The 24,523-nt window shown below is 73.0% G+C and carries 22 protein-coding genes and 5 tRNA genes; 9 read left to right on the top strand and 18 right to left on the bottom strand.

The annotated features are described in order from the left end of the window. Window positions 1-18: 18 nt before the first annotated feature. The 3 genes from ACFYO5_RS29100 to ACFYO5_RS29090 all read right to left on the bottom strand — a co-directional run bounded on the left by ACFYO5_RS29100 (window position 19) and on the right by ACFYO5_RS29090 (window position 2,815). The gene (locus tag ACFYO5_RS29100; RefSeq protein ID WP_388714251.1) at window positions 19-837 is read right to left on the bottom strand and encodes a GNAT family N-acetyltransferase; all 819 of its coding nucleotides are present in this window, start codon (window positions 835-837) and stop codon (window positions 19-21) included. Window positions 838-953: 116 nt separating this feature from the next. Beyond that, the gene (locus tag ACFYO5_RS29095) at window positions 954-1,775 is read right to left on the bottom strand and encodes an aminotransferase class IV (protein WP_388714248.1); all 822 of its coding nucleotides are present in this window, start codon (window positions 1,773-1,775) and stop codon (window positions 954-956) included. Next, window positions 1,772-2,815, bottom strand: a complete 1,044-nt coding sequence (locus ACFYO5_RS29090) for a chorismate-binding protein (RefSeq protein WP_388714245.1) — start codon at window positions 2,813-2,815, stop codon at window positions 1,772-1,774. Before ACFYO5_RS29090 ends, ACFYO5_RS29095 begins: the two co-directional genes overlap by 4 nt. A 178-nt stretch (window positions 2,816-2,993) precedes the next feature. On the opposite strand from ACFYO5_RS29090, the gene ACFYO5_RS29085 reads away from it, so the two are divergent. From ACFYO5_RS29085 to ACFYO5_RS29065, 5 genes are all read left to right on the top strand, one after another. Further along, window positions 2,994-3,066: transfer RNA gene (locus ACFYO5_RS29085), tRNA-Gly, on the top strand. A gap of 38 nt (window positions 3,067-3,104) precedes the next feature. Continuing rightward, a tRNA-Cys gene (locus ACFYO5_RS29080) sits at window positions 3,105-3,178 on the top strand. Window position 3,179: 1 nt separating this feature from the next. After that, window positions 3,180-3,251, top strand: a tRNA-Val gene (locus ACFYO5_RS29075). A gap of 19 nt (window positions 3,252-3,270) precedes the next feature. Further along, a tRNA-Val gene (locus ACFYO5_RS29070) sits at window positions 3,271-3,342 on the top strand. A gap of 39 nt (window positions 3,343-3,381) precedes the next feature. Next, window positions 3,382-3,453 (top strand) — tRNA-Val (locus ACFYO5_RS29065). A 55-nt stretch (window positions 3,454-3,508) separates the two neighbouring features. Here the strand turns inward: ACFYO5_RS29065 and ACFYO5_RS29060 are convergent. From ACFYO5_RS29060 to ACFYO5_RS29050, 3 genes are all read right to left on the bottom strand, one after another. After that, entirely contained in the window at window positions 3,509-3,805 is a 297-nt protein-coding gene (locus tag ACFYO5_RS29060) for a zf-TFIIB domain-containing protein (RefSeq protein ID WP_356563194.1), read from the bottom strand. 102 nt (window positions 3,806-3,907) lie between these two features. Beyond that, the gene (locus tag ACFYO5_RS29055; RefSeq protein WP_388714241.1) at window positions 3,908-4,822 is read right to left on the bottom strand and encodes a phosphotransferase family protein; all 915 of its coding nucleotides are present in this window, start codon (window positions 4,820-4,822) and stop codon (window positions 3,908-3,910) included. 359 nt (window positions 4,823-5,181) lie between these two features. Then, window positions 5,182-5,343 (bottom strand): hypothetical protein, encoded by a 162-nt coding sequence (locus ACFYO5_RS29050; RefSeq protein ID WP_388714238.1) that lies wholly within the window; start codon window positions 5,341-5,343, stop codon window positions 5,182-5,184. Between the two features lie 665 nt (window positions 5,344-6,008). On the opposite strand from ACFYO5_RS29050, the gene ACFYO5_RS29045 reads away from it, so the two are divergent. After that, on the top strand, window positions 6,009-7,424 hold the full coding sequence (locus ACFYO5_RS29045; protein WP_388714563.1) for a protein kinase: 1,416 nt from the start codon (window positions 6,009-6,011) through the stop codon (window positions 7,422-7,424). Here ACFYO5_RS29045 and ACFYO5_RS29040 read toward each other — a convergent pair. The 9 genes from ACFYO5_RS29040 to ACFYO5_RS29000 form a co-directional block, all read right to left on the bottom strand. Further along, window positions 7,391-8,209, bottom strand: a complete 819-nt coding sequence (locus ACFYO5_RS29040; protein WP_356563199.1) for an RNA methyltransferase — start codon at window positions 8,207-8,209, stop codon at window positions 7,391-7,393. The genes ACFYO5_RS29045 and ACFYO5_RS29040 overlap by 34 nt on opposite strands. 64 nt (window positions 8,210-8,273) lie before the next feature. Further along, window positions 8,274-9,506, bottom strand: coding sequence for a uroporphyrinogen-III C-methyltransferase (cobA, locus tag ACFYO5_RS29035; RefSeq protein ID WP_388714234.1), 1,233 nt, complete (start codon window positions 9,504-9,506; stop codon window positions 8,274-8,276). Between the two features lie 138 nt (window positions 9,507-9,644). Continuing rightward, window positions 9,645-13,715, bottom strand: coding sequence for a nicotinate-nucleotide--dimethylbenzimidazole phosphoribosyltransferase (cobT, locus tag ACFYO5_RS29030; protein ID WP_388714231.1), 4,071 nt, complete (start codon window positions 13,713-13,715; stop codon window positions 9,645-9,647). Window positions 13,716-14,082: 367 nt separating this feature from the next. Further along, window positions 14,083-15,300 carry a precorrin-6y C5,15-methyltransferase (decarboxylating) subunit CbiE gene (cbiE, locus tag ACFYO5_RS29025; protein WP_388714228.1) on the bottom strand — a complete coding sequence of 406 codons (1,218 nt, stop codon included), beginning with the start codon at window positions 15,298-15,300 and terminating at the stop codon, window positions 14,083-14,085. A gap of 95 nt (window positions 15,301-15,395) precedes the next feature. Next, window positions 15,396-16,034: a GNAT family N-acetyltransferase gene (locus tag ACFYO5_RS29020; protein ID WP_388714225.1), complete on the bottom strand. Its 639-nt coding sequence runs from the start codon at window positions 16,032-16,034 to the stop codon at window positions 15,396-15,398. A gap of 148 nt (window positions 16,035-16,182) precedes the next feature. Beyond that, the gene (locus ACFYO5_RS29015) at window positions 16,183-17,028 is read right to left on the bottom strand and encodes a MetQ/NlpA family ABC transporter substrate-binding protein (RefSeq protein ID WP_388714222.1); all 846 of its coding nucleotides are present in this window, start codon (window positions 17,026-17,028) and stop codon (window positions 16,183-16,185) included. 27 nt (window positions 17,029-17,055) lie between these two features. After that, window positions 17,056-17,892: a MetQ/NlpA family ABC transporter substrate-binding protein gene (locus ACFYO5_RS29010; protein ID WP_356563210.1), complete on the bottom strand. Its 837-nt coding sequence runs from the start codon at window positions 17,890-17,892 to the stop codon at window positions 17,056-17,058. 94 nt (window positions 17,893-17,986) lie between these two features. Next, the gene (locus ACFYO5_RS29005; protein WP_388714217.1) at window positions 17,987-18,730 is read right to left on the bottom strand and encodes a methionine ABC transporter permease; all 744 of its coding nucleotides are present in this window, start codon (window positions 18,728-18,730) and stop codon (window positions 17,987-17,989) included. Continuing rightward, window positions 18,727-19,770: an ATP-binding cassette domain-containing protein gene (locus tag ACFYO5_RS29000; protein WP_356563214.1), complete on the bottom strand. Its 1,044-nt coding sequence runs from the start codon at window positions 19,768-19,770 to the stop codon at window positions 18,727-18,729. The genes ACFYO5_RS29005 and ACFYO5_RS29000 overlap by 4 nt, the downstream gene beginning before the upstream one ends. A gap of 557 nt (window positions 19,771-20,327) precedes the next feature. On the opposite strand from ACFYO5_RS29000, the gene ACFYO5_RS28995 reads away from it, so the two are divergent. Both ACFYO5_RS28995 and ACFYO5_RS28990 read left to right on the top strand, forming a co-directional pair. Continuing rightward, entirely contained in the window at window positions 20,328-20,687 is a 360-nt protein-coding gene (locus ACFYO5_RS28995; RefSeq protein WP_356563216.1) for a hypothetical protein, read from the top strand. Next, complete coding sequence (locus tag ACFYO5_RS28990) at window positions 20,668-21,108, top strand: hypothetical protein (RefSeq protein WP_388714212.1); 441 nt, start codon at window positions 20,668-20,670, stop codon at window positions 21,106-21,108. The genes ACFYO5_RS28995 and ACFYO5_RS28990 overlap by 20 nt, the downstream gene beginning before the upstream one ends. A 10-nt stretch (window positions 21,109-21,118) precedes the next feature. Here the strand turns inward: ACFYO5_RS28990 and ACFYO5_RS28985 are convergent, their stop codons facing one another. The 3 genes from ACFYO5_RS28985 to ACFYO5_RS28975 form a co-directional block, all read right to left on the bottom strand. After that, window positions 21,119-21,616 (bottom strand): GNAT family N-acetyltransferase, encoded by a 498-nt coding sequence (locus tag ACFYO5_RS28985; protein WP_356563218.1) that lies wholly within the window; start codon window positions 21,614-21,616, stop codon window positions 21,119-21,121. A gap of 45 nt (window positions 21,617-21,661) precedes the next feature. Continuing rightward, entirely contained in the window at window positions 21,662-22,165 is a 504-nt protein-coding gene (locus tag ACFYO5_RS28980; protein WP_388714208.1) for an RNA polymerase sigma factor, read from the bottom strand. A gap of 65 nt (window positions 22,166-22,230) precedes the next feature. Continuing rightward, entirely contained in the window at window positions 22,231-23,412 is a 1,182-nt protein-coding gene (locus ACFYO5_RS28975; RefSeq protein ID WP_388714205.1) for a glycerophosphodiester phosphodiesterase, read from the bottom strand. A gap of 413 nt (window positions 23,413-23,825) precedes the next feature. On the opposite strand from ACFYO5_RS28975, the gene ACFYO5_RS28970 reads away from it, so the two are divergent. After that, window positions 23,826-24,497: a lysophospholipid acyltransferase family protein gene (locus tag ACFYO5_RS28970; RefSeq protein ID WP_388714560.1), complete on the top strand. Its 672-nt coding sequence runs from the start codon at window positions 23,826-23,828 to the stop codon at window positions 24,495-24,497. Window positions 24,498-24,523: the final 26 nt, after the last annotated feature.

The following is a 24,523-nucleotide window of genomic DNA, read 5'->3' as shown; positions in this document are numbered from 1 at the left end:
CCGTCGGGACCTGCCGTCTCAGAGCAGGTGCTTGTAGAGGGAGTACCCCACCGGCAGGTAGCCGAGTGAGTCGTAGAGTCGCTCGGCAGGTGTGTTGCCCGCGAAGACGTTCAGGCCGAGGACGGTTCTGCTGGCGGCGATCGACCGGCCCTCGGCCAGCAACATCAGGGTGCGGCCGTGGCCCCGGCCGCGGAAGGGCTCGTCGGTCTCGACGTCGAACACGAACGCCTTGTCGTCGGCGAAGGACATCCACAGCGTGCCCACCCGGTCGCCCTCGTGCTCCAGGACGCTGAACAGCATGTTCTCGGTGTCCGGGCCCTGCAACCGTCGGTGGTCCCCCCGCGCCTTGGCCCACGCCTCCGCCTCGGGGACCCCACGGTCGATCCAGTCCCGCGCGTACGCCGCGACGCCCCGCTGGAGCCAGGGCCCGAACTCCGCCTCGGTCATGGGCCTGGCCCGGCTGCCGGCGGGCAGCTCGGGCGCGACGGCGCCCAGCGGCTTCTCCATCCCCCGGTTGCGGTGGACGTAGCCGAGCGCGTGCGCCAGTCGCAGGGCGGCCTCGGCGCCGGCGGGGACCCAGATCTCGATCCTGCGGCAGCCCCAGCCGCGCGCCACCTCCTCGGCGGCGAGCGCGGCCACCGCGCCCCGGCCCCGTCCGCGGTCCGCCTCCTGGACGCGCAGATCGTCGACGCGCGCGACCGCCGGGCCGAAGTCGGGGTGGGTGGAGAGGTGGACCGCGCCCACGGGGCGGCTGTTCACGCACACCTGGAAGCGACGGGACAACGCCCCGTCGGCGCTGCGCTGGAGCGGCTCGGTCGGCCGCAGGGTCGTGGTCATCACCGGTGTTCTACCCGCTGCCACACCTCGGGGCAGCCGAATAAACGCGGTCACGCGCGCGAAGCGCTGATCCCATCGGCGTGCGGGGCCGGCCCCGCAGGCGTCCGGGCGGACCGTCACGGGTCGAGGTCGTCGCCCGCCCGCTCGTCGAAGACGCGCATCGCCTTGGCGGTCACCGGTCCGGCGCTGCCCGGCAGTTCGCGGTCGTCGACGCGGTGGACGGCCTGCACGTCCCGCAGGGTGGAGGTGAGGAAGACCTCGTCGGCGCGCTCCAGCACGTCCAGCGGCAGGTCCGTCTCCTTGGCGCCGGTCCAGTCGACGGTCAACTCGCGGGTGATGCCCGCGAGGCAGCCGGAGGCGAGCGGCGGGGTGTGGATCTCGCCGTCCAGGACGACGAAGACGTTCGACCCGGTGCCCTCGCAGAGCCGCCCGACCGTGTTGCCGAACAGCGCCTCGGTCGCGCCGCGCTGGTGGGCGCGCGCCAGGGCGACGACGTTCTCGGCGTAGGACGTCGTCTTCAGACCGGTGAGCGCGCCGCGCTCGTTGCGGGTCCAGGGGACCGTGATCGCGGACGTGGAGTCGGGTCGGCGGCTGGTCGCGCCGAGGGCGACGACCAGGGTCGGCCCGTGCTCGCCCCGGTCGGAGCCGAGGGGCCCCTGTCCGCCGGTGTAGGTGATGCGCAGCCGGCCGAGCGGCATCGGGTTCGCCTCCAGGACGGCGGCGCAGGCCCGGCGGACCTCGTCGTGGTCGGGATCGGGCAGCCCGAGGCCGCGCGCGGAGCGGGTCAGCCGGTCGAGGTGCCGGGTGAGGGCGAACGTCCTGCCGTCCACCGCCTTCACGGTCTCGAAGATGCCGTCGCCCACGGTCAGGCCGTGGTCGAAGACGGAGACACGGGCGGAGTCGCTGTCCTGCAGCCCGCCGTCGAGCCAGATCTTCACGTCAGTCCCTCTCCACTCACGTCGTACGCTCCCGACGCTACCGCGAGCAGGCGGGACGCCTTCAGCTCGGTCTCCCGCCATTCGGCCTCCGGGTCGGAGCCCCAGGTGATGCCCGCTCCGGTGCCGAAGCGCAGAGCGCCTGCCTCGCGGTCGATCCAGAAGGTGCGTATGCCGACGGCCAGCTCGCCGGTGCGCCGGTCGGCGTCGACCCAGCCGACACCGCCGCAGTACGGGCCGCGCGGCGCCGTCTCCAGCTCGTCGATGATGCGCAGGGCGCTGGACTTGGGGGCGCCGGTGACCGAGCCGGGCGGAAAGGCCGCGTCGAGCAGCTCGGGCCAGCCCGCGTCCTCGCGCAGCTCGCCGCGGACCGTGGAGACGAGGTGGACCAGGCCCGGATGCTTCTCCACGGCGCACAGATCGGGCACGGTCACGCTGCCGGTGGCGCAGACCCGCCCGATGTCGTTGCGGACCAGGTCCACGATCATGACGTTCTCGGCGTAGTCCTTCTCCAGCAGGTCCGCCTCGGTCCGCCCGGTCCCCTTGATCGGTCCGGACTCCACGATCAGCCCGTCCCGCCGCAGGAACAGCTCCGGGGACGCGGTGGCGATCTCGACCCCGTGCCCCGGCAGCCGCAGCGTGCCGGCGTACGGCGCCGGGTTGCCGCGGGCGAGCAGGGCCGTCAGCGCGTCCACGTCGGCGTCGCGGGGCAGCGGCGCGGACAGGACGCGGCACAGGTTCGCCTGGTACACCTCGCCGGCCGCGATGTACTCACGGATCCGGCGCACCCCCGCCGTGTACGCGGCGCGATCGAGGGACGACGTCCAGTCGCCCGCCGCGGGTCCCCGCCACTCCCCCGGTCGCGGCGCGGGCACCGCCCGCGCGCGTACGTCGGCGAAGCGCGCGCAGACCAGACGGCCCTCGAAATCGGCGGATACGGCCCAGAAACCGGTGGAGTCCAGGGCCGCCGGGTCATCCGTGACGTCGAGGAGGCCGGTGGCCACACGATCGCCGAAGCGGGCGAGGGGAGGGAGGTCGAGCACGGTGTCGAGTCTAGGACGGGTGCGCCCGAGGGCGGGCCGGGGATGTTCTGGCGGGAGCCTGAGCAGGTACTCCGTGGTACGCGGCGCAGCACGCTGCGCAAACGCGTTTTTGTCCTGGCTGCGGAATCCGCTAGAGTTCAACTCGTCGCCGGGCCGCGAGTGCGGGCCGAAACGACAGGCGGACGTAGCTCAGTTGGTAGAGCGCAACCTTGCCAAGGTTGAGGTCGCGAGTTCGAACCTCGTCGTCCGCTCGAAGGAAGAAGGGGCCTTCCCGGTCCCCTACACTCCTGGTGGAGTGGCCGAGAGGCGAGGCAACGGCCTGCAAAGCCGTCTACACGGGTTCAAATCCCGTCTCCACCTCCAAGGACGATTAGCTCAGCGGGAGAGCGCTTCCCTGACACGGAAGAGGTCACTGGTTCAATCCCAGTATCGTCCACTGGATCTTCGGATCCCCCGCGCGATTAGCTCAGCGGGAGAGCGCTTCCCTGACACGGAAGAGGTCACTGGTTCAATCCCAGTATCGCGCACGCACGCAGCATCGACGGCCTCGGCCGTGATCATCCCGAGGACGATTAGCTCAGCGGGAGAGCGCTTCCCTGACACGGAAGAGGTCACTGGTTCAATCCCAGTATCGTCCACACACCGGAGCCCCCGGCCGCCCAGCGCGGTCGGGGGCTTCTTCGTGCACCGGGCTCAGCTGGAGAAGAGCATGTGTCCGAAGCTCTTGTGGCGCTTGTTGCCGTAGTGACCGCCATGACCGCCATGGCCGCCGTGCGGGGCGCCCCAGGCGGGAGCGGCCGGGGCGGCGGGGTACGCCTGCGGGGCGGGCGGGGGCGGCGGCGCCTGCTGGGTCCACTGGGACTCCACGCGGGTCAGCGCCTCCAGCTCGCCGTAGTCGAGGAAGATCCCCCTGCAGTTGCTGCACTGCTCGATCTGGACGCCGTTGCGGTTGTACGTGTGCATCGGGGCGTGGCACTTCGGACACTGCATGGTTCGGCTCAACTCCTCGCCGGTCGGTCCTGCTTCGCGTATCACCAGGACAGACTCTGTCCCGCTGCGGTCGGTTGCACCTTACTTCGGGGAGCCGGGCGCCTACCGGGCAGGTGGGAAACCCATGCGCGCACAGGCGTCGACGAGCAACTGCTCGACCTCGTCCAGGTCCCTGCCCCGGGCGAGGGCCTTGGTCAGGGCGCGGGCCGCGGTCTGCACGGTGAGGGCGCGGGCCGGGACGTCGAGGTCGGGCCAGGGGTCGCCGTCGGCGGGGACGGCGGGGCCGTCCGCCTCCCGGTAGGCGGTCAGGAAACGGGTCCAGTCCTCGGGCGGGAGCAGACCACAGGCGTACCAGGCGGCGGGGCGGGCCAGATCCCAGGCGGGGACACCGACGCCCAGGTCGTCCACGTCGATGAGGAGCCACGGGCCGTCGGGAGCGGGGTGGCGGACCAGCTGGCCGAGGTGGAGGTCGCCGTGGCAGAGGGTGGGGGCGCCGGGCATCGGGGCCTCGGCGCGGGCCCAGGCGGGGAGGTGGCTCCAGGCGCGCAGGACGACGTCGGTGGCGGGGTGGGGGGCTGCCTCGCGGAGGCGGGCCACGGCACGGGCCGCCTTGGCGGGGCCCCGCATCGGCGGGAGCGGGGCCGGCGCGGGGGTGCGGTGCAGGCGGGCGAGGAGGCTGCCGGCGGCCTCCCAGGGGGCGGCGTCCGGGTCCTCCGGGTCCACGGGGACGCCGTAGGGCCAGAAGGTGACGAGGCGGGCGTCCAGGACGGCGGGGGCCGGGGTGAGCGGGGGCAGGAGGATGTCGGGGAGGCGGGCCGCGGCGGTGAGGCGGGGGGTGAGAGCGGCCGGGTCGGTGTCCGGGGCGTGGGCCTTGGCGACCGTGTCGGCGTGACGGACGACGGTGGCGTCCGGGCGGTCCGCGAGGGTGGCCGCGCCGCACGGGCAGGTGGGGGTGCGGGTGTGCGCGTGCGCTTGGGCTCGGGCGGTGAGCGCGGTGAGCAGGGGATGGGTGGGCACGGGGCCTTCCTGAGGATGCGGGTCTGCTCCCGCAGGGTACGGCGATGGGGCCGGGGTGGCTGTTCGGTGACCGGCGCTGCCGGCGAAGGACGGTGGTTCGCTGCCGGCGCTTCCGGCTCCCGTCCCCCCGGGGCCGCGCCCCGATCGTGCCGTCGGCGCTCCGCGCTCGGCGGCACGGCGCTCGTCCTCGGACGCCGGGCGGACTGGGCGTCCGACCGGCACCGGAGAGGGCATGGCAATGCCGGCGCAGCTCCCCAGCTGCGCCGGCATCTCCTGCCGTCCGCCGCACCCCCGTCCCCACGGGGTTTCATGGGTGGATGTCCCCGCCCGGACCGCTCTTCCGGGCCTGGGGTCGCCGCTCAGCGCCCCAGCATCACACCCACGGACGACGCCTGTGTGGCCACTGTCTCCCAGCCGTCGAAGACGACGAGGAGCAGGACCGCCAGGGGGAGGGCCATGGCCGTCGCCACCAAGGGGTGGCGACGGCCCGTACGGCGGGTTCGATGTGCCGTGTGGGCCATGGTCCCTCTCCTGACCTGTCTGGTTGTCCTTGGCGAGCGGCGGGTGTCTGACCTCGGGGGACGAGTGCTGCACCCGCCGCTCGACCTCAAATCTAGGTGTGCGGCGGGCACCGGGCGTCATGCCCTCGTACCGATTGCCGGGCCTCCCGGAGGATGAGCCATGACCTGCGGAGTACTCCCCTGGGTGGAGACGGAGTCCTAGGTCTCGGGGTCTTCCCGGAGGGGGTGGCGGCCGGTGCGGCGGGCGAGCCGTCCTCGGGTGGGACGCCCTCTCCACCGGGGCGAGCACCCGGTTCGCCAGGGAACGGGCCGTACGCGAGACAGTCCCGTCCTGGGTGACTTCGCTCACTTTCACCCCCCTCCGGCGGACCGCCGTCTCCGCCCGGCGGCCCGCTCCGCCGGCCACCGCCTCCGGGGTTCGCGTCGTGTCGCCGGCGTCGACGGCCGTCTCCGCCCGGTCGCCTTTCACCGGTGCAACACCCCTTGCCGACCCGGTGGTTGAGGTGGCGTGGGTGGCGAAATGCGGCTGCGCGCAGGCTCTCTGACCGCCCTTCACCTCTCCCGCCCGGCACCGACAATCGACCGGGCCGAGAGGGCGCGGCCTCTGCGCGCGAACGGCCGTGGAAACGTAAGCTGTGCCACGTCACACGGACCGGGCAGCGGGGATGAACATGGCGATGATGCGCCTGAGGCGCGAGGACCCGCGCGTCGTCGGCTCGTTCAAGCTTCACCGACGACTCGGCGCGGGCGGGATGGGTGTCGTCTACCTGGGCTCCGACAAGAAGGGGCAGCGGGTCGCGCTGAAGGTGATCCGGCCGGATCTGGCCGAGGACCAGGAGTTCCGGTCGCGGTTCGCGCGTGAGGTGTCGGCGGCACGGCGGATCCGGGGCGGCTGCACCGCCCGGCTGGTCGCCGCGGACCTGGACGCCGAACGACCGTGGTTCGCCACCCAGTACGTGCCCGGCCCCTCCCTCTACGACAAGGTCGCCGACGGCGGTCCCCTGGGCGCCGCCGAACTGGCGACGATCGGGGCCGCGCTGTCGGAGGGGCTCGTCGCCGTCCACGAGGCCGGGGTCGTGCACCGGGACCTCAAGCCGTCCAACATCCTGCTCTCCCCCAAGGGCCCGCGGATCATCGACTTCGGCATCGCCTGGGCGACGGGGGCCTCGACTCTCACGCACGTCGGTACGGCGGTCGGCTCCCCCGGGTTCCTCGCCCCGGAGCAGGTGCGTGGGGCGCTGGTCACCCCGGCCACCGACGTGTTCTCGCTCGGCGCCACCCTGGCGTACGCCTCGACGGCCGACTCCCCCTTCGGGCACGGCAGTTCGGAGGTGATGCTGTACCGCGTGGTGCACGAGGAGCCCCATCTGCACGGCGTACCGGACGCCCTGGCCCCGCTGATCCGGGCCTGTCTGGCGAAGGACCCGCAGGAGCGGCCCAGCACGCTCGACCTGTCGCTGCGGCTGAAGGAGATCGCGGCCCGCGAGGCCCACGGTCCGGCCGAGATGCGGCCGCCCGCGCCGCGCGCGGGCGAGGCCGACCGGCCCACCGGGCGGCTGGCCGACACCGGCTATCCGGAGCGCACGCTGCGGCAGCCGGGTCCGCCGCCGGCGCGCGGCGGGGTGCCGTCCTCGCGCGGGTCGGCACCGGCTCGGGGCGGGACGCCCGCACGCGGCGGCAGTGGCTCGCGCGGCGGCGGCAACCCGTCGTCGCGCCCGGGATCCCGGCCGATCCCGGCCTCGCGGAACACTTCGTCCTCCCGGAACACCCGGTCCGGCGGCAGGCCCGTGCAGCGCAACGGGAGCGGACGGCCGGTCCAGCGGAACACGGGGACCGGGCGGCGGCCCGCCAACCCGCGGCTGCTGCGGCAGCGGCTGTTCGTCTTCGTCGTGGTGACGCTGCTCGTGGCGCTGGGCATCGCGGTTGTCCAGGGCTGCCAGGGACCGGCCCGGGGACTCGGCGGCGAGCACGGCGTCGTACGGCATCAGCAGCGGACTGCCGCGGCGCACGAGCCCGGCGGGGGCCCGGGCGGGTGGTCGCCCGAGGGTTACGCCGACGGGCGGCCCGTGGCGACCGCGTAGAAGGCCACGGCGGCCGCGGCCCCCACGTTCAGGGAGTTGACGCCGTGGGACATGGGGATGCGGACCCATTCGTCGGCGGCGACCAGGGCCTGGGTGGAGAGGCCGCCGCTCTCCGAGCCGAGCATGAGGGCGACCCTGTCCATGGTGTGGGGGGCCGCCCGGTCCAGGCTGCTCGCCTTCTCGTCAGGGGTGAGGGCGAGCAGGGTGAAGCCCGCTTCGCGGACCGCGTCCAGACCCTTCGGCCAGGTGTGCAGGCGGGCGTAGGGCACGGAGAAGACCGCGCCCATCGAGACCTTCACGCTGCGGCGGTAGAGGGGATCGGTGCAGTCCGGGGAGAGCAGGACGGCGTCCATGCCGAGGGCCGCGGCCGAGCGGAAGATCGCGCCGACGTTGGTGTGGTCGTTGACCGCTTCCATGATCACCACGCGGCGGGCGGTACGCAGGAGTTCCGTGGCGGTCGGCAGCGGCTTGCGCTGCATGGAGGCGAGGGCGCCGCGGTGGACGTGGTAGCCGGTGACGCGCTCGGCCAGCTCCGGGCTGACGGCGTAGACCGGGGCCGGCAGCTCGTCGATGACGTCGCGCATCACGTCGACCCACTTGGACGACAGCAGCATCGAACGCATCTCGTAGCCGGTCTCCTTGGCCCGCCTGATGACCTTCTCGCCCTCGGCGATGAACAGTCCCTCGGCGGGCTCGCGCCTGCGGCGCAGCTCCACGTCGGTCAGGCCGGTGTAGTCACGCAGGCGCGGGTCGTCGGGATCCTCGACGGTGATGAGATCGGCCACAGAGGTGATACTGCCTTGTCCTGAGTGCGGTGCCAACGCTTTGGCACGGGTCTGTTACCGGGGGTTACGCCGACGTCCGCGGGCCGACGGTGACGACGTCGCCGATGACGACGACTGCCGGAGGCCTGACCTCCTGGGCACGGACCGTCTCGGCGACCGTCTCCAGAGTGGCGTCCACGCGGCGCTGGGCCGCCGTCGTGCCCTCCTGGACCAGGGCGACCGGGGTGCCGGCCGGCTTGCCGTGCGCGATCAGGGTCTCGGCGATCTTCCCGATCTTGTCGACGCCCATCAGGACGACCAGCGTGCCGGTCAGCTTGGCGAGGGACGGCCAGTCGACCAGGGAGCGCTCGTCGTCGGGGGCGACATGGCCGCTGACCACGGTGAACTCATGGGCGACCCCGCGGTGGGTGACCGGGATGCCGGCCGCGCCGGGAACCGAGATCGAGCTGGAGATGCCGGGGACGACGGTGCAGGCGATGCCGGCCTCGGCGAGGGCGTGGAGTTCCTCCATGCCCCGGCCGAACACGTACGGGTCGCCGCCCTTGAGCCGGACGACCGACTTGCCCTGCCTGGCGTGCTCGATCAGCGCGTTGTTGATGGCCTCCTGGGCCATGTACCGCCCGTACGGGATCTTCGCCGCGTCGATCACCTCGACGTGCGGCGGGAGTTCGGCGAGCAGGTCGCGCGGGCCGAGGCGGTCCGCGATGACGACATCGGCCTCGGCGAGGAGGCGGCGGCCGCGGACCGTGATCAGGTCGGGGTCGCCGGGGCCGCCGCCGACGAGGGCGACGCCGGGGGTGCGGGTGCGGTGGTGGGGGGCGACCAGGGTGCCGTCCCGCAGGCCCTCGACCACCGCGTCGCGGACGGCGGCGGTGTGACGGGGGTCGCGGCCCTTGGCGTCCGTGGTGAGTACGGCCACCGTGACGCCCTCGCTGTGGCCCGTCGCGGGGGTCCAGGCGGTGGCCGCGTCGGCGTTGTCGGAGCGCACGCACCACACGCGGTGCCGCTCCGCCTCCGCGGAGGCGGCCGCGTTGGCGTCCGGATCGCCGGTGGCGATCAGGGCGTACCAGGCGTCGGCGAGGTCGCCGAGGGTGTAGACCCGCCGCTCCCAGGTGATCTCGCCCGCGTCCGCCATCGCCTCGACGGAGGGGGTCGCCTCCGGCGACACGAGGAGGACGTCCGCGCCCGCGGCGATCAGGGCGGGAAGGCGTCGTTGGGCGACCTGGCCACCGCCGATGACGACCACACGGCGGCCGGTCAGGCGGAGGCCTACGGGGTAGGCGGGGTGTTCGGCCATGAGGGGCTGCTCCTCGAACGGGCGGGGGTGGGCGCTGCGGCTCCGGAGCGGCCCTGACGTGCGCATTTTAGAGGTGTGTTCAGCGTACGGCGGGGTCGGGGGCATGCAGGAGCGCACACCCGCCGACCCCCGGCAGTGCTACTTCTCGGTCACTCCCGCCGAGTCGAACGTCGCCACCTCGTGCATCGCCCGCGCCGTGCTCTGGACGAGCGGCAGGGCCAGCAGGGCGCCGGTGCCCTCGCCCAGGCGCAGGTCGAGGTCGACCAGCGGGCGCAGACCCAGCTTGTTCAGGGCGGCGACATGGCCGGGTTCGGCGCTGCGATGGCCCGCGATGCAGGCCGCGAGGACCTCGGGGGCGATCGCGCGGGCGACCAGCGCGGCGGCACCGGCGCTCACGCCGTCCAGGATCACGGGGGTACGCAGGGACGCGCCGCCCAGCAGGAGGCCGACCATCGCCGCGTGCTCGAAGCCGCCGACGGCCGCGAGGACGCCGATGGGGTCCGCCGGATCCGGCTGGTGGACCTCCAGGGCGCGGCGGACGACCTCGGTCTTGCGGGCGAGGGTCTCGTCGTTGATGCCGGTCCCGCGGCCGGTGACCTCGGCCGGGTCGGCGCCCGTGAAGACCGAGATGAGGGCGGCGGACGCCGTGGTGTTGGCGATGCCCATCTCGCCCGTGAGGAGGGCCTTGTTGCCTGCCGCCACCAGGTCGCGTGCCGTCTCGATGCCGATCTCGATGGCCTGCTTGGCCTCCTCGCGGGACATCGCGGGGCCGGTCGTCATGTCGGACGTGCCCGCACGGACCTTGCGGGGGAGCAGGCCGGGGGTCGCCGGGAGGTCGGCCACCACGCCGACGTCCACGACGCACACCTCGGCCCCCACCTGGTTCGCGAAGGCGTTGCAGACCGCCCCGCCGCCGAGGAAGTTGGCCACCATCTGCGCGGTGACCTCCTGCGGCCACGGGGTGACCCCCTGGGCGTGCACCCCGTGGTCACCGGCGAAGATCGCGACGGCCGCGGGCTCCGGGATCGGCGGCGGGCACTGGCGGGACAGGCCGGACAGCTGGGCGGAGATGATCTCCAGCATGCCGAGCGCGCCGGCCGGCTTGGTCATGCGCTTCTGCCGCTCCCAGGCCTCGCCGAGCGCCTTGGCGTCCAGCGGGCGGATCCCCGCGACGGTCTCGGCGAGCAGGTCGTGCGGGTCCTCGCCGGGCAGCGCGCGACGGCCGTACGTCTCCTCGTGGACGACCCAGGACAGGGGGCGGCGCTTGGCCCAGCCGGCCTGCATCAGCTCGGGTTCGTCCGGGAACTCGTCGACGTATCCGACGCAGAGGTAGGCGACGACGTCGAGATGCTCGGGCAGGCCGAGGGCGCGGACCATCTCGCGCTCGTCGAAGAAGCTGACCCAGCCGACGCCCAGGCCCTCGGCGCGGGCGGCGAGCCACAGGTTCTCGACGGCGAGCGCGGAGGAGTACGGCGCCATCTGCGGCTGCGTGTGCCGGCCGAGGGTGTGGCGGCCGCCGCGGGTCGGGTCGGCGGTGACGACGATGTTCACCGGGGTGTCGAGGATGGCCTCGATCTTCAGTTCCTTGAACTGCTTCGCCCGGCCCTTGGGCAGCGACTTCGCGTACGCGTCCCGCTGCCGCATCGCCAGCTCGTGCATCGCGCGCCGGGTCTCCGCGGAGCGGATCACGACGAAGTCCCAGGGCTGCGAGTGACCGACGGAGGGCGCGGTGTGGGCGGCCTCCAGGACGCGGAGCAGTACCTCGTGCGGGATGGGGTCGCTGCGGAAGCCGTTGCGGATGTCCCGGCGTTCGCGCATGACCTTCAGGACGGCCTCGCGCTCGGCGTCGTCGTACGGGGGGGCGGCCGGGCCGGTGGACTCACGTACTTCTTCCACTGCGGCCGTGCTCTCTTCCTGGTCGGCGGCCCTGGTGTCCAGGTCCTCCGGGTCCTGTGCGACGTTCGGGTCCGGCTCCGGCTCCGCTGCCGGGGCGGCGGGGGCCGCTCCGCGGGGGGCGGGGATGTCCGGCGTCGGGGCGGCGTACGCCTGGGGCGCGGTCGCCTCGGGTGTGGCTGCCTCGGGCGTGGCTGCCTCGGGTGCCCCGGGCGCGGCCTCGGCGGTCGCCGGCTCGTCGGTGGGGAGGACGAGGGGGTGCACCGGGGTGGGCGCGAGGTGCGGGGTGGTCGGGACCGTTCCGTCCACCGGCGTGAACCGGCCCAGGGGCTGCTGGGCCTGCTGGGGCTCCAGCGGTGCTTCCTCGGTGACGGGCTCGGCGGGCTGGGGCGCCGTGGCGGGGGGAGCGGCCGGCGCCGTCGCCACCGGGGATGTGCCGTCGACCGGCGCCTCCGTGGGAGCGGGGGCAGCCGGACCCTGGGGCGCGAAGTCCGTGATGTGGGCGGGACCCTGCGGGGGCGCCTGGTGCTGCGCGACCGGGGTGAAGTGCGGGTCCGGTGCCGGGCGGCCTACCTGAAGATCCGGGACGGGCTCGGTGAGCTGGGCACTCGGTGAGGGCTCGGCGGGCGGGTCCATCACGGGCTGCTCCGGGGACGTCGGTTCCTGGAGCGGCTGTTCCTGGGACGGCTGCTCGACGGCGGTCAGCTCCGGGGCCGTCGGCTCGGGTTCGGACGCGTGGTCGAGCTGGGAGCCCGGCTGCTGGTCCGACTCGTGGAGAGCGGTCGGCTCGGCGGCGGCGACCTCGGGGGCCTCCTGGGCGAGGGCCGGGGTCTCGGCTGCCGGGGGGATCGGGGCGGGCGCGATGATTTCCGGTGCCGGTGCCTGTACGTGCGCGTGTGCCGGTGCCGTGGCATCCGGCACGGGAGCGACGGCCCCCGGGTCGGGAACGGCGGCGGCCTCCGGCTCGGGGGCGACGGCCTCCGGCTCGGGCGGCGTGGCAGCTGTCTCCGGTGCGGGTGCGGGTGCGGTCGCCTCCGGAGCAGCGGACGTCTCGGGGGTGGCGGCAACCTCGGGCGCCTGGAACGGGGCGGGCGCGGCTTCCGCGACCTGCGGCGCGGCCGGTGCGGGACCGGCCTCCCGCGTCTGCGCGGGGTCCGGCGCGACGATGCCCTCGGGTGCCTGAGGGGCGAGGGACACGGCTGCTTCCGGAGCCTCCGCAGCCTCGGGCGCCTGTGCGGGCTCGGTGACGGGCGCCTCGGGGATCGCGTCGGCCTGCGGCGCCTCCGGCATCCGGACCGCCTCCGGGGCGGCGAAGACCTCTGCGGGCGCCTGCGACACCTCCGCGGCCTCGACCGCTGCCGTCGCTTCGGCCACCCCGGGCGCTTCAGCCGCCTCCGCCGCTTGGGCGGCCTCCGTGGCTTCGACGGCGGGCGCCGATGCCTCCTCGGTGGGGACCGTGCCCGTGTCGGGGGTCTGGAGGGCATCGGGCGTCGGAACGTCGTGCGCGGGCTCGGGAACCTGCGCGACCGGCTCGGAGCCCGGTCCGGGCACCGCCCCGGTGATCTCCGTCGGCTCACCCTGCCGCGGCTCCACGGCCGTCGGCCCGGTGGCGTCGGCCGCCTCACCGGCGTACGCGAACCCGGTCGCCTCCGGTGTCGCGGGCTGCTGCGGGAGTTCCTCCGGCTGCGGCGTGCCCGACTCCGTGGCGAGGCGGGCCATGACCGCCTGGGCCGCGCCCAGCGGCTCGGCCTGCTCCTGAGCCGCCGGAACAACCGTTTCCGCAGGGGCCGCCACGGGAGCGACCGGTGCCTGGACGGCCGCCTGCGCACCCCAGGGCGCCGCGCCCTGGGGAGGCATCTCGCGCAGGTGCTGGGCGTCGAGGTACTCGGGTCCGGGCGCGGGCGTTCCCGGCTGCCGCACGGGCGCGCCCGCGGGGCCGCGGTCGGCGAGGGAGCGGACGGGACTCGCGGAGGTGTCGGGGATGGGCGGGCCGAGGTGCAGGGGGCGGCGGGGTGCCGCGGGCGGCACCGAGGGGTTCGGGAGGCGGACGGCGCTGAGGTCGACGGAGCCGCTGTCACGGCCCGCCGTCTCGTGCGGGCCGGGTTCGTGCACCGCCTCGACCACGGGCTCGGGCGCCGGCGGCGCGACCTCGTTGCCCCAGGCGCTCTGGGCGCCGGGCAGCAGCAACAGGTCCTCGTCCTCGGCGGTGGTCTCGGAGAGGTAGGTGTACGCGCCGGGCGTGGGGACGCCCTGCTGATCCACCATGCCTGCGCTCTCCGGCAGTCCCTCGGCCGGGCCCTGGCCGGTGTCGGTCATGCGTACCCCTCGCCCATCGGTTAGTGCTCCTACGACCAGCTCACCCGGAACGGCGCACCGACCGCCCCGCAGTGAAGAACGAGCGTCCGCACCCAGCGGCACGAACGACCCGCCCGGAAAAGACGACAAAGCCATTCAGTGGCATTGTCGCGGTCGTTGCCGCGTCGCGACAGCTTGATCCGCGACGCTCCGCTGTGGACTGCGCCACGTTGCGCGCCCTCAGGTCCTGCCGTACCACACCCACCCCACAAGGGATGCGTTTTCCGGACATCGACCGACGAAAAGCCGGGCGACCGGATGCGGTACGACGATCGGCCAGCCTACCGCGCGCGGTAGGACAACAGGATCACGGGGAGGGCAAATCGGGTCAGGCCGTACGGTCCGGCAGAACCCCGCTGAGCAGGAACGCGACGCTCCGTTCCGTCTCCGTCCAGGCGCGCGTGGAGAGTTCGACGGACTGGACCAGGGCGCAGTCCACGCGGTATCCGTGCTCGGTCAGGTCGCGGCCGACGCGTTCGGCGGCGTCGCGGGTCATGGCGTGGGTGACGATGCGCTGCGGGCGGCGGTCGGCCACCGCGGAGACCACGGCCGCTCCCCCGCCGCCGACGCGGACGACGTCCGGTTCCGGCAGGTCCTCCAGGACGTGCGGGGCGGTGCCGCGGACGATCTGGAGCTGGACCTGGAAGCGGCGCGCGGCGGCGTCGGTGCGGGCGCACGCCTCCAGCTCGCGGTCGACGGCGATGACGGCCGCTCCGGCGCGGGCGGCCTCGGTCGCGAAGGCGCCGCTGCCGCAGCCGATGTCCCACACGAGGTCGCCCACCCGCGGTCCGAGGCGGGCCAGTTGGGCCGCCCTCAGCAGTTCCGCCTCCCCCTCGCCCAGTCCGCCGCCGTACTCCCCGGCGGGCAGGGTCCAGCCACGTGGGCCGGTGTCCGGGGAGCGGCCGGCGATCCAGCCTCCGTCGCTCGCCGGCGGGGCGCCCGCGGTGCCGCCGATGACGATGACGACGTTGGGGTCGCGCCAGGTGTGGTCGGCGGCCTTCTCGGAGGTGACGACGCTGATCTGTTCGCGGTCGGTGCCGAGTTCCTCGCAGATGACGAAGGTGCGGGGGACGCCCTCCATGAGCAGGCCCAGCTCGGCGGGGCCGGCGCCGGGTGAGGTCAGGACCGCGACCTTGGTGTGGGCGCGGCACACGTTCACCGCGCGGCGCAGGGTGCGTCGGTGGGCGACGACCACCAGCGCGTCGTCCCAGGGCATGCCGGCGCGGGCGAACGCGGAGGCGACGGAGGAGACGGCCGGGACGACCTCCACCTCCAGGCCGAACTCGGGTGCGCGCAGGGTGCGTACGACGCCGAAGAAGCCGGGGTCGCCGTCGGCGAGGACGACCGCCGTGCCGCGGTGGCCGGCGATGCGGCGGGCGGCGAGGGCGACGCTGCCGAGACGGAGGCGTTCGGCTGCGGGAGGCACCTCGGGCAGCGCCAGGTGGTGGGCGGCACCGGCCACGAGGGTCGCGGCGCCCAGGGCCGAGCGGGCGGCGGCGGTCAGCGGTGAGCCGTCCCAGCCGATCACCGTGACGCGGTCGGCCATCGTCGTCAGTCTCCCGTGGGTCTACGCGGCTGGCGGGGCTCCGTGAGACTACCTGGTCGCACGAGCCGGGCGGCGGTGGTGCGCCGGCCCGGGAGTCAGTTCCAGTCGCTGTACGACGGGTAGCCGCCGCTCTCCGTGAGGTGCTCCCCCGCACCCTCGATGTCCTCGGGGAGCAGGCTCCACACGATGAAGTCGGTGCGCGCCTCGCTCCAGGTGCCGTCGTCGGCGCGGACGCGCGCTATGCAGGCGCCGCGCAGGACGCCCTCGCTGATACAGCCGATCTTCTGCGCGACCTGCTGCGAGGCCGTGTTGTCGGCGGCCGTGCGCAGCTCGATGCGTTCCAGCTTCTGGTCGGTGAACAGCCACTGAGCGGTGGCGAGGGCGGCTTCGGAGGCGTAGCCCTCGCCGCGGGCCCAGGGGGCGATGATGTACGACAGCTCGGTGGACCGTACGTGCCAGTTGGTCCTGCCGAGCTGGATCACGCCGACGAGCCGCTGGGTGAGGAACTCCGTGACGGCGAGGTCGAGTCCGCGTCCGGAGGTGCGTGCGGCGGGAGCGTACTCGGTGATCCAGGCGCGGGCGCTCTCCGTCGTGAAGGGCTGCGGGACGGAGGTCCAGGCCGTCACCTGTTCGTCGTTCATCATTTCGGCCAGGGCGGGCACGTCGTCCTCGTCGAGGGGACGAAGCACCAACCGCTCCGTGCTGATGGAGATGCTGGGGAAGGTGCTCGTCATGCGCCGCTCCGTAACCTTCGAAACCGTCAGGGTCCGACCTGGTTGACCGTCAGGCCCGCTGAACTGCCCAGCATGCAGTATGAAAGCACCCTGTCGCACCACGGGGTCCGCACCGGCCGAAGGCGCGGACCCCGGGCCTGCGCGGGGGTCAGCCGGAGGTGACCGGCAGGACCGCGCCCCGGTACTTGTCCTCGATGAACGTCCTCACCTCGGCGGAGGTGAGAAGCTTCACGAGCTTGCGTACCCGCGGGTCGTCCTCGTTGCCGCGCCTGACGGCCAGGAGGTTGGCGTAGGGGTTGTCCTTCGCCGACTCCAGGAGGACGGCGTCCTCGGTGGGGCTCAGGCCCGCGTCCTGGGCGTAGTTGTTGTTGATGACCGCGGCGGCCACGTCGTCCAGCGAGCGGGGCAGCTGGGCGGGCTCCAGCTCCTTGAACCTCAGGTGCCTGGGGTTGCCGGTGATGTCCGCGGGCGAGGCGTCCGGTCCGGCGTCGGCCTTGAGCGTGATGACCCCCTGGGACGCGAGGAGCTTGAGGGCGCGGCCCTCGTTGGTGGTGTCACCGGGCACGGCGACGGTGGCTCCGTCGGCGAGGTCGCGGACGTCCTCGACCTTCTCGGAGTAGACGCCCATGGGCGGCAGGTAGGCCTTGACGACCGACACCAGGTCGGTGCCCCGGGACGTGTTGAAGTCGTCCAGGTAGGGCTGGTTCTGGTACAGGTTCGCGTCGAGCGAGCCCTCCTGGAGCGCGGTGTTCGGCAGGACGTAGTCCGTGAACTCCCTGATCTCCAGGTCGAGGCCGGCCCGCGCGGCGAGGTGGTCCTTGATGTAGGCCAGGACCTCGCCGGCCGGGACGGCGGTGGCGCCGACGACGAGCGTGTCGCCGGGGCCGCCGCCGTCACCGGGGCCGGAGGCCGGGCCGGAGCCCGGCCCCTGGCCGCAGGCCGCGAGCCCGAGGCTCAGGGCGAGGGCCGACGCCGCGATGACGGTCTTGCGCATGCCGCTCTCCCCCGTGGGGTCGCCGCGTCAGAAGGACGCGATGACGGAGCCGGCGTACTTGTCCTCGATGAACTTCTTGACCTCGGGGGAGGTGAGGAGCTTCGCCAGCTTCTTCACGCGCGGGTCGTCCTCGTTGCCCTTCTTCACGGCGAGGAAGTTGCCGTACGGGTTGTCGGTGGCGGACTCCAGGACGAGGGCGTCCTCGGCGGGCTTCAGGTCGGCCTCGATGGCGTAGTTGCCGTTGATGACGGCGGCGTCGACGTCGTCCAGGGAGCGCGGGGTCTGGGCCGCCTCCAGCTCCTTGAACTTGAGGTTCTTCGGGTTCTTGCTGATGTCGGCGGGGGTCGCCGAGTTGCCCGCGCCGTCCTTGAGCGTGATGAGGCCGTTCGCGGCGAGCAGCTTCAGGGCGCGCGCCTCGTTCACGGTGTCGTTCGGGACGGCGACGGTCGCGCCGCTCTTGAGGTCGCCGACGCTCTTGAACTTGTGGGAGTAGAGGCCGAGCGGCTCCAGGTGGACCGTGACGACGGGCACGATGTGGGTGCCGTTCTTCTTGTTGAAGTCGTCGAGGTAGGGCTGGTTCTGGAAGTAGTTGGCGCCCACCGAGCCGTCCTCCGTCGCCGTGTTCGGCGTGACGTAGTCGGTGAACTCCTTGACCTCCAGGTCGAGGCCCGCGTCCTTGGCCAGGTGGTCCTTGACGAAGGTGAGGATCTCGGCGTGCGGGACGGGGCTCGCGGCGACGACCAGCGGAGCGCTGCTGTCGGCGGAGCCGGAGCCGGAGCCCTTGTCCGAGCCGCATGCGCCGAGCCCGAGGGTGAGGGCTCCGGCGGCGAGGACAGCGGTGGTGATTTTGGCGGTGTTACGCACGAAAAGTGCCTTTCCTGAGGTGATACGTCCCCGCTGTGGGTGTGCGGGGAGGACAAAGGGGGGTGGTGGGTACGGGGGTGGCGGGCGGGGTGGGTCAGCTCCTCTTGCCGGCGTCGGTGGCGACCGTGCCGGGGCGAACGCCGCGCAGCGGCCTGAAGAGGAGGAGGGGACCGCCCTTGCCGGTCCGCCGGTGCAGGGAGCGGGCCGCGAGGTCACCGCCGAACTGGAGCAGGGAGATGACGACGGCCAGGATGGCCACGGTGATCCACATCAGGCCGGTCTCGAAGCGCTGGTAGCCGTAGCGGATGGCGATGTCGCCCAGGCCGCCCGCGCCGACCGTGCCCGCCATGGCGGAGTAGCCGATCAGGGCGACGACGGTCGTGGTGGCGCCGGAGATCAGGGACGGCAGCGCCTCGGGGACGAGCACGCTGCGGACGATCTTCCAGGTGCTGCCGCCCATGGACTGCACGGCTTCCACGAGTCCGCCGTCCACTTCGCGGACGGACATCTCCACCAGACGCGCGAAGAAGGGGATCGCCCCGATGGCGAGCGGCACGATGGCGGCCTCGCGGCCGATGGTCGTTCCGGTCACCCAGCGGGTGAAGGTCATCAGCGCGACCATGAGGATGATGAACGGCATCGAGCGGGCGATGTTCACGACCTGGCCGATCACCTTGTTGGCGACGACGTTCTGCAGCAGGCCGCCCCGGTCGGTGAGGACGAGGAGGATGCCGAGCGGCAGGCCTCCGGCGACGGCGATGAGCGTGGACCAGCCCACCATGTAGAGGGTGTCCCAACACGCCTGCTCCAGCAGGGGCTGCATCTCGGACCAGGTCACTTGGCACCGTCCTTCACCAGCGGGGGCCGCTCGTCGGCGGCGCCCGGCACGTCGATCTGAAGACCCCGTTCGCGCAGGAAGCCGATCGGCACCACGTTGTCCTCGTAGCGGCCGGGCAGTTCGATGCGCATCCGGCCGACCTGGAGGCCGCCGACAGTGTCGATGGCCGCGCCCAGGATCGAGATGTCGATGTTGTAGGTGCGCGACAGCTGGGAGATGACCGGCTGGGTCGCGGCCTCGCCCTGGAAGGTGACGTCGAGGACGGTCCGGTCGTCGCCGGTCGCCTCGCCGCCCACCGGGAAGAGCGCGGCGGCCAGTTCGGAGCCGGGCGTGGCGAGCAGCTCGCTGACCGTGCCGGATTCGACGACGCGGCCCCGTTCCATCAGCGCGGCGGAGTCGCAGATCGACTTGACCACGCCCATCTCGTGGGTGATGAGCAGGACCGTCAGGCCGAGCTGCCGGTTCAGGTCGCGCAGCAGCTGGAGGATCGAGCGGGTGGTCTCCGGGTCGAGGGCGCTGGTGGCCTCGTCGGAGAGCAGCACCTTGGGGTCGCCGGCGAGGGCGCGGGCGATGCCGACGCGCTGCTTCTGACCGCCGGAGAGCTGGGCGGGGTAGGCGCCCGCCTTGTCGGCGAGGCCGACGAGGTCGAGCAGTTCGAGCGCCTTGCGGGAACGTTCCTTCCCTGACTTGCCGAGGATTTCCAGCGGCAGCTCGACGTTGTCCTGCACGGTCCGCGACGACAGCAGGTTGAAGTGCTGGAAGACCATGCCGATACGGCTGCGCGCCTCGCGCAGCTCCCGGCCCGCGCGCGGGCCGCGCCCGGCCAGGGCGGTGAGGTCCTGGCCGGCGACGGTGACCGTGCCGGAGGTGGGGCGCTCCAGGAGGTTGACGCAGCGGATCAGCGAGGACTTGCCGGCGCCGGACTGGCCGATGACGCCGTACACCTCGCCTTCGCGGACGTGCAGGTCGACGCCGTCGAGGGCGGTGACCTCACGGCCGCGTGAGCGGTAGACCTTGGTGAGGCCCGTGGTGGTGATCACGTGGGTTTCCGTCACTGTCGAGTGCGCGGGCGTGGGTGTGCCCGGCACGGGTGCATTCGGTCAGGGACGCGACACGGTTCTCGCGGTGGCGATGGAACCGGGGGAGAACATGTGCGCGGGCGGCGTCTCGTCACGTACTCAGGGCGTACGGACGTGCCACGGCGTCTCGCTTCGGGGCGCGAGTACTGGGGTGGTGCGGGGGCCCTCTAGAAGGCGCACATTCGACACATACAACGAGCACCGGGCGTCAGGGTCGCCTCGGTCGCAAGGGTGCGGCTGCTCGTCGTGGTCATGCGATCAGTAAAGCAGACCTACGGTCCTGACAGAGCCCAGCCGTCCACATGGTGGACAGCCGTGGACAGAGCGCATGCGCCGACGGGGTTCCCCGGTCCGCGCCCTTGACCAGTGCGGACACCGAGGAGGGCCGTCACCGCGAGGTGGCGTCGGGTCCGCGGGGGGAGTGGCCTGTGGTCAACGCCACGGTCCTCGCGCGGGCCCGGCGTCGCGGCACGGGCCCGGCCGCGAGGGACCGCGGACGGCCGTAATAAGGTCGCTGCATGCTTGACGTCCTGACGCTGACGACCGGTGTCGCCGCGCTGCTGCTGGCCGCCTGGTGCGGCTGGGCGGCCTACCGCGACCAGCCGACGAAGGACTGGCACTTCATCGGGATGGCCGTGGTCTCGGTGCTGGCGCTGGTCCAGCTCGCCGTGGGGATCGCGCTGCTGGTGCGCGGCGAGGAGCCGGCGCAGGGCACGACGATCTTCGTGGCGTATCTGCTGGGCGCGCTCGCGTGCGTTCCGGCGGCGGGGTTCATGTCGCTGGCCGAGCGGACGCGGTGGGGCTCGGTGACGGTCGCGGCCGGCGGGGTCGTACTCGCCGTCCTGGAGGTGCGGCTGTATGACATCTGGGGAGGCTGAGGTGACGGCCGTGGAGGAGAAGCCGGCGCGGCTGATCGGCGGGCCCGGTCTGCTGCTGGTCTGGTTCTACGGCGTGATGGTGGTCGGCGCGGTGTCGCGCTCGGCGTACCAGATCGCGACGGAGTTCGACCGGGCGCCGCTCGCGTACTCCCTGTCCGCGGTGGCCGGTCTGGTGTACGGCTTCATCACGTACTCGCTGGTGCGGGGCGGGGAGACGGCACGCCGGGCGGCGCAGGTGTGCTGCGCCGCCGAGCTGGTGGGCGTGCTGGCCGTGGGCACCTGGACCCTGGTCGACCGGGACGCGTTCCCGGACTCGACCGTGTGGTCGGACTACGGGATGGGGTACGTGTTCATCCCGGTGCTGCTGCCCCTGACCGCACTGTTCTGGCTGCGGAGGGCGAGGACGCGGGAGGCCGGCTGACCCCGGGCGGTCAGGCCGTGGTGGCGAACTCGTCCGCCGGCTTCTCCAGGACGATCATCGGGACGCCGTCCGACCCCTGGGACGTGCCCACGGTCCGGTAGCCGACACGGCGGTACAGGCGCAGGTTGCCCTCGCTGCGATGGCCGGTGAAGAGGCGGAACTTGGTGGCGCCGCGCTCTGCGGCCAGCGCCGACTCGGCCGCGCGCAGCAGCCTCGCGCCGATGCCGTGGCCCTGGAGGCGGGGATGGACACAGAGCCTGCCGATGGAGGCGGCGCCGTCCTCGGTGATCGTGCCGCGGACCGAGCCGACGACCTCGTCGCCCAGCCGGGCCACGTACACGCAGTCGGAGGTCAGCTCCTGCCGGACGGAGTCGAGGGTCTGGACCAGGGGGGCGATGCGGTAGTTGCCGTACAGCGCCGCCTCGCCCTGGAAGCACAGGTACTGAAGCCTGAAGATCTGCTCGGCATCCTGCTCGGTCGCCACCGAGATGGTCACGCTCATGCCCATGTGCGCACGCCTCCCGCTCACCTGATCGCCTGTGGTCCTACACTCCTATCCCCGCACTTCGCGGCCCGCAACCTCCGGCGGGAGCAGGCGTCGCAGACATCCCAGACATCTGGCACGTTCCGGCCCGAGGCTCCCCTGTGAGATACCCAACTCCCCCGCGATCTCGCGGTACGTGAGGTCCTCCGGCGACAGCAGGGCGTCCAGGAGCCGGGAGCAGCGGGCGGGCAGCCGGCGGACGGCCTCGCGCAGCGCCCGGTGGCGGGCGGCGGTGAGGGCGCGCTGCTCGGGACCGTGGTCGTCGTCGGCCGGGTCGCCCGTGTACGGCCGTTCCCACCGGGCCGTGCGGCGGGCGCGCCGGGACTCCGCGCGGACCGCGCGGCGCAGCCAGCCCTGCGGGTCGAGGGGCGGACCGTCGGTGGCGAGGTGCTCCAGCAGGCGCAGCCAGACGGCCTGTTCGAGGTCGGCGGGCTCGGTTCCGGTGGCGTGCGCCTCGGCGTCGGACTCCGCGGTGAGCAGGGGGCGCAGGGTGGCGAGCATGTCGTACGTCATGTGCGGCACGACGCAGCCGCCCGGGGGGCGGGTTGCCCGGGCGGCCGGTTGTCACCCCAACGGGTTCAGGAACCGTTCAGGAAGTCCTCGCGGGCGAGGAGACCGGTGTCGGGCTGGTCGGTGAACACACCGTCGATCCCGGTCGCGAAGTACGCCCGGTAGGCGCCGAACACGTCGCCGTAGGCGTCCGCGTCGGTGCCCTTGCGGAAGTTCGCGGGCAGGAAGGGGTTCTCGTTGCGCATCGTGTACGGGTGCAGGATCAGGCCGGCCGCGTGGGCGTCCTTCACCAGGGTGGTCGGCGTGGTGAGGTTGCCGGCCGCGTCCTTCGGGACGACCAGGTCGAGGGTGGGGCCGATGCCCTGCGCGTAGCCGGCGATCTCGCGCAGGCCCTTCGGGGTGACCAGGTCGGCGACCGTGCGCGGGTCGCCGGTCTCGACGAAGTCCCAGGGCCGGGTGGTGGCGCCGGAGAGCAGGACGACGAGGGGGTTGCCGACCATCCCGTCCAGGCGCCGGATGCTGGTCGGCTCGAAGGACTGGATGATGACGGGGGCGTTCCTGCCGTCCTTGCCGTGCCTGCGCAGCACCTTGGCGACGCGCTCCTCGAGGTTCAGGCCGAGCTTGCGGAAGTAGGTGGGGTGCTTCAGCTCGGGGTAGATCCAGACCTGCTTGCCGCGCCTGCGGGTCTGCTCGTCCTGCCACGTGAGGACCTCCTCGAAGGTGGGGATCGTCCAGCGGCCGTCGTAGAGGGTGTTGTGGGGGCGGTTGGCGGGGATGCGCTCGGTCGCGCGGAGGGTCTTCAGCTCGGCGAGCGTGAAGTCCTCGGTGAACCAGCCGGTGGTGGGGACGCCGTCGAGGACCTTGGTGGTCCGGCGGCCGGCGAACTCGGGGTGGCTCGCGACGTCCGTGGTACCGCCGATCTCCGGTTCGTGACGGCAGACGAGGCGGCCGTCCCTGGTGGGGACGAGGTCACCGGCCTCCACGATGTCGGCGCCGAGGTCGAGGGCGAGCTGGTAGGAGCCGAAGGTGTGCTCCGGCCGGTAGCCGCTGGCGCCCCGGTGCCCGATGATCGTCGGCACGGGCAGGCTCGCGATGCCCTTGCCGCCGTGCCGCGCCTCGGTCGCTCTCGCGGCGCCCGTGAGGCCCAGGGTGGTTCCGGCGGCGCCGAACGCGGCGGCGGCTCCGAGGAACGCCCTCCGCCCGGCTCCGCCCGCCCGGGTCTGCGGGTTCTGCGACTCCTGTGTACCCATCAGGGTCCTCCTGCCATCGGCTCGTCCCGTGCGCGCCGATCGTAGGTGCGCGGACATGACCGCCGGGAGACCTGGATCCGAACAGGCGGGTGACGATGGACGGCGCCTGGGGTACGACGACATGACGGAGCGTCGGATTCGGCGGCGCGGGGCGGGGTAGCCGACCGGTACCGGCCGCGGCCCTGGCGGCCACCGACGCGGAGGTCGCGGGGAACCACGGCGCCTCCGGGTCGCGATGTGCGACACATCGTTGCGTCCGTGTGTCGGACCCGCGACGGATCGGCCGGACGGGTACCCGTAGGTCAACAGTGCGTAAGACCTCGGTGAACCCGATGTGCGTCGCCCCCGGCGGCGCGAGTATCGTCCTCACCTGCACATACTCATACCGCTATTCCTTGACATCGGAGGGCCCGTTGTCCCGCTTCGCGCTCATCAAGGCAGTGCTCGGACCGGTCATGCGCCTGATGTTCCGCCCCCGGGTCGAAGGCGTGGAGCACATCCCGGGCGACGGTCCGGTCATCCTGGCCGGCAACCACGTGACCTTCATCGACTCGATGATCCTGCCGCTGGTCTGCGACCGGCAGGTCTTCTTCATCGGCAAGGACGAGTACGTCACCGGCAAGGGCCTCAAGGGCCGGCTGATGGCCTGGTTCTTCACCGGCGTCGGCATGATCCCCGTCGACCGCGACGGAGGCAAGGGCGGGGTGGCCGCGCTGATGACCGGACGCCGGATCCTCGAGGAGGGCCGGGTCTTCGGGATCTACCCCGAGGGCACCCGGTCCCCCGACGGGCGGCTCTACCGGGGCCGTACGGGCATCGCCCGCCTCACCCTGATGACCGGAGCGCCCGTGGTGCCCTTCGCCATGATCGGCACGGACAAGATCCAGCCGGGCGGCTCGGGGATGCCCCGCCCCGCGAAGGTGACGGTCCGCTTCGGTCCGGCCATGGAGTTCTCCCGGTACGAGGGGATGGACCGCGACCGCTACGTGCTGCGCGCGGTGACGGACTCCGTGATGACGGAGGTCATGCGGCTGTCCGGCCAGGAGTACGTGGACATGTACGCCACCAAGGCGAAGGCCGCGTAGCGCTCCGGCGGCCGTCGGCGGGGGCG

Source organism: Streptomyces sp. NPDC006259, from assembly GCF_042870975.1.
In the GTDB taxonomy this organism is placed as follows: Bacteria; Actinomycetota; Actinomycetes; order Streptomycetales; family Streptomycetaceae; genus Streptomyces.
The sequence above is the reverse complement of the archived record's forward strand: the minus strand, read 5'-3'. Positions and strand labels throughout refer to the sequence as shown.

What these genes read in the sequence shown, in the direction of transcription:
- ACFYO5_RS29100 (WP_388714251.1), bottom strand. Translation starts at nt 837, where the DNA reads ATGACCACGACCCTGCGGCCGACCGAGCCGCTCCAGCGCAGCGCCGAC.
- ACFYO5_RS29060 (WP_356563194.1), bottom strand. Translation starts at nt 3,805, where the DNA reads ATGCAGTGTCCGAAGTGCCACGCCCCGATGCACACGTACAACCGCAAC.
- ACFYO5_RS29050 (WP_388714238.1), bottom strand. Translation starts at nt 5,343, where the DNA reads ATGGCCCACACGGCACATCGAACCCGCCGTACGGGCCGTCGCCACCCC.
- ACFYO5_RS29045 (WP_388714563.1), top strand. Translation starts at nt 6,009, where the DNA reads ATGAACATGGCGATGATGCGCCTGAGGCGCGAGGACCCGCGCGTCGTC.
- cobA (WP_388714234.1), bottom strand. Translation starts at nt 9,506, where the DNA reads ATGGCCGAACACCCCGCCTACCCCGTAGGCCTCCGCCTGACCGGCCGC.
- cobT (WP_388714231.1), bottom strand. Translation starts at nt 13,715, where the DNA reads ATGACCGACACCGGCCAGGGCCCGGCCGAGGGACTGCCGGAGAGCGCA.
- cbiE (WP_388714228.1), bottom strand. Translation starts at nt 15,300, where the DNA reads ATGGCCGACCGCGTCACGGTGATCGGCTGGGACGGCTCACCGCTGACC.
- ACFYO5_RS29020 (WP_388714225.1), bottom strand. Translation starts at nt 16,034, where the DNA reads ATGACGAGCACCTTCCCCAGCATCTCCATCAGCACGGAGCGGTTGGTG.
- ACFYO5_RS29015 (WP_388714222.1), bottom strand. Translation starts at nt 17,028, where the DNA reads ATGCGCAAGACCGTCATCGCGGCGTCGGCCCTCGCCCTGAGCCTCGGG.
- ACFYO5_RS28995 (WP_356563216.1), top strand. Translation starts at nt 20,328, where the DNA reads ATGCTTGACGTCCTGACGCTGACGACCGGTGTCGCCGCGCTGCTGCTG.
- ACFYO5_RS28990 (WP_388714212.1), top strand. Translation starts at nt 20,668, where the DNA reads ATGACATCTGGGGAGGCTGAGGTGACGGCCGTGGAGGAGAAGCCGGCG.
- ACFYO5_RS28985 (WP_356563218.1), bottom strand. Translation starts at nt 21,616, where the DNA reads ATGGGCATGAGCGTGACCATCTCGGTGGCGACCGAGCAGGATGCCGAG.
- ACFYO5_RS28980 (WP_388714208.1), bottom strand. Translation starts at nt 22,165, where the DNA reads ATGACGTACGACATGCTCGCCACCCTGCGCCCCCTGCTCACCGCGGAG.
- ACFYO5_RS28975 (WP_388714205.1), bottom strand. Translation starts at nt 23,412, where the DNA reads ATGGGTACACAGGAGTCGCAGAACCCGCAGACCCGGGCGGGCGGAGCC.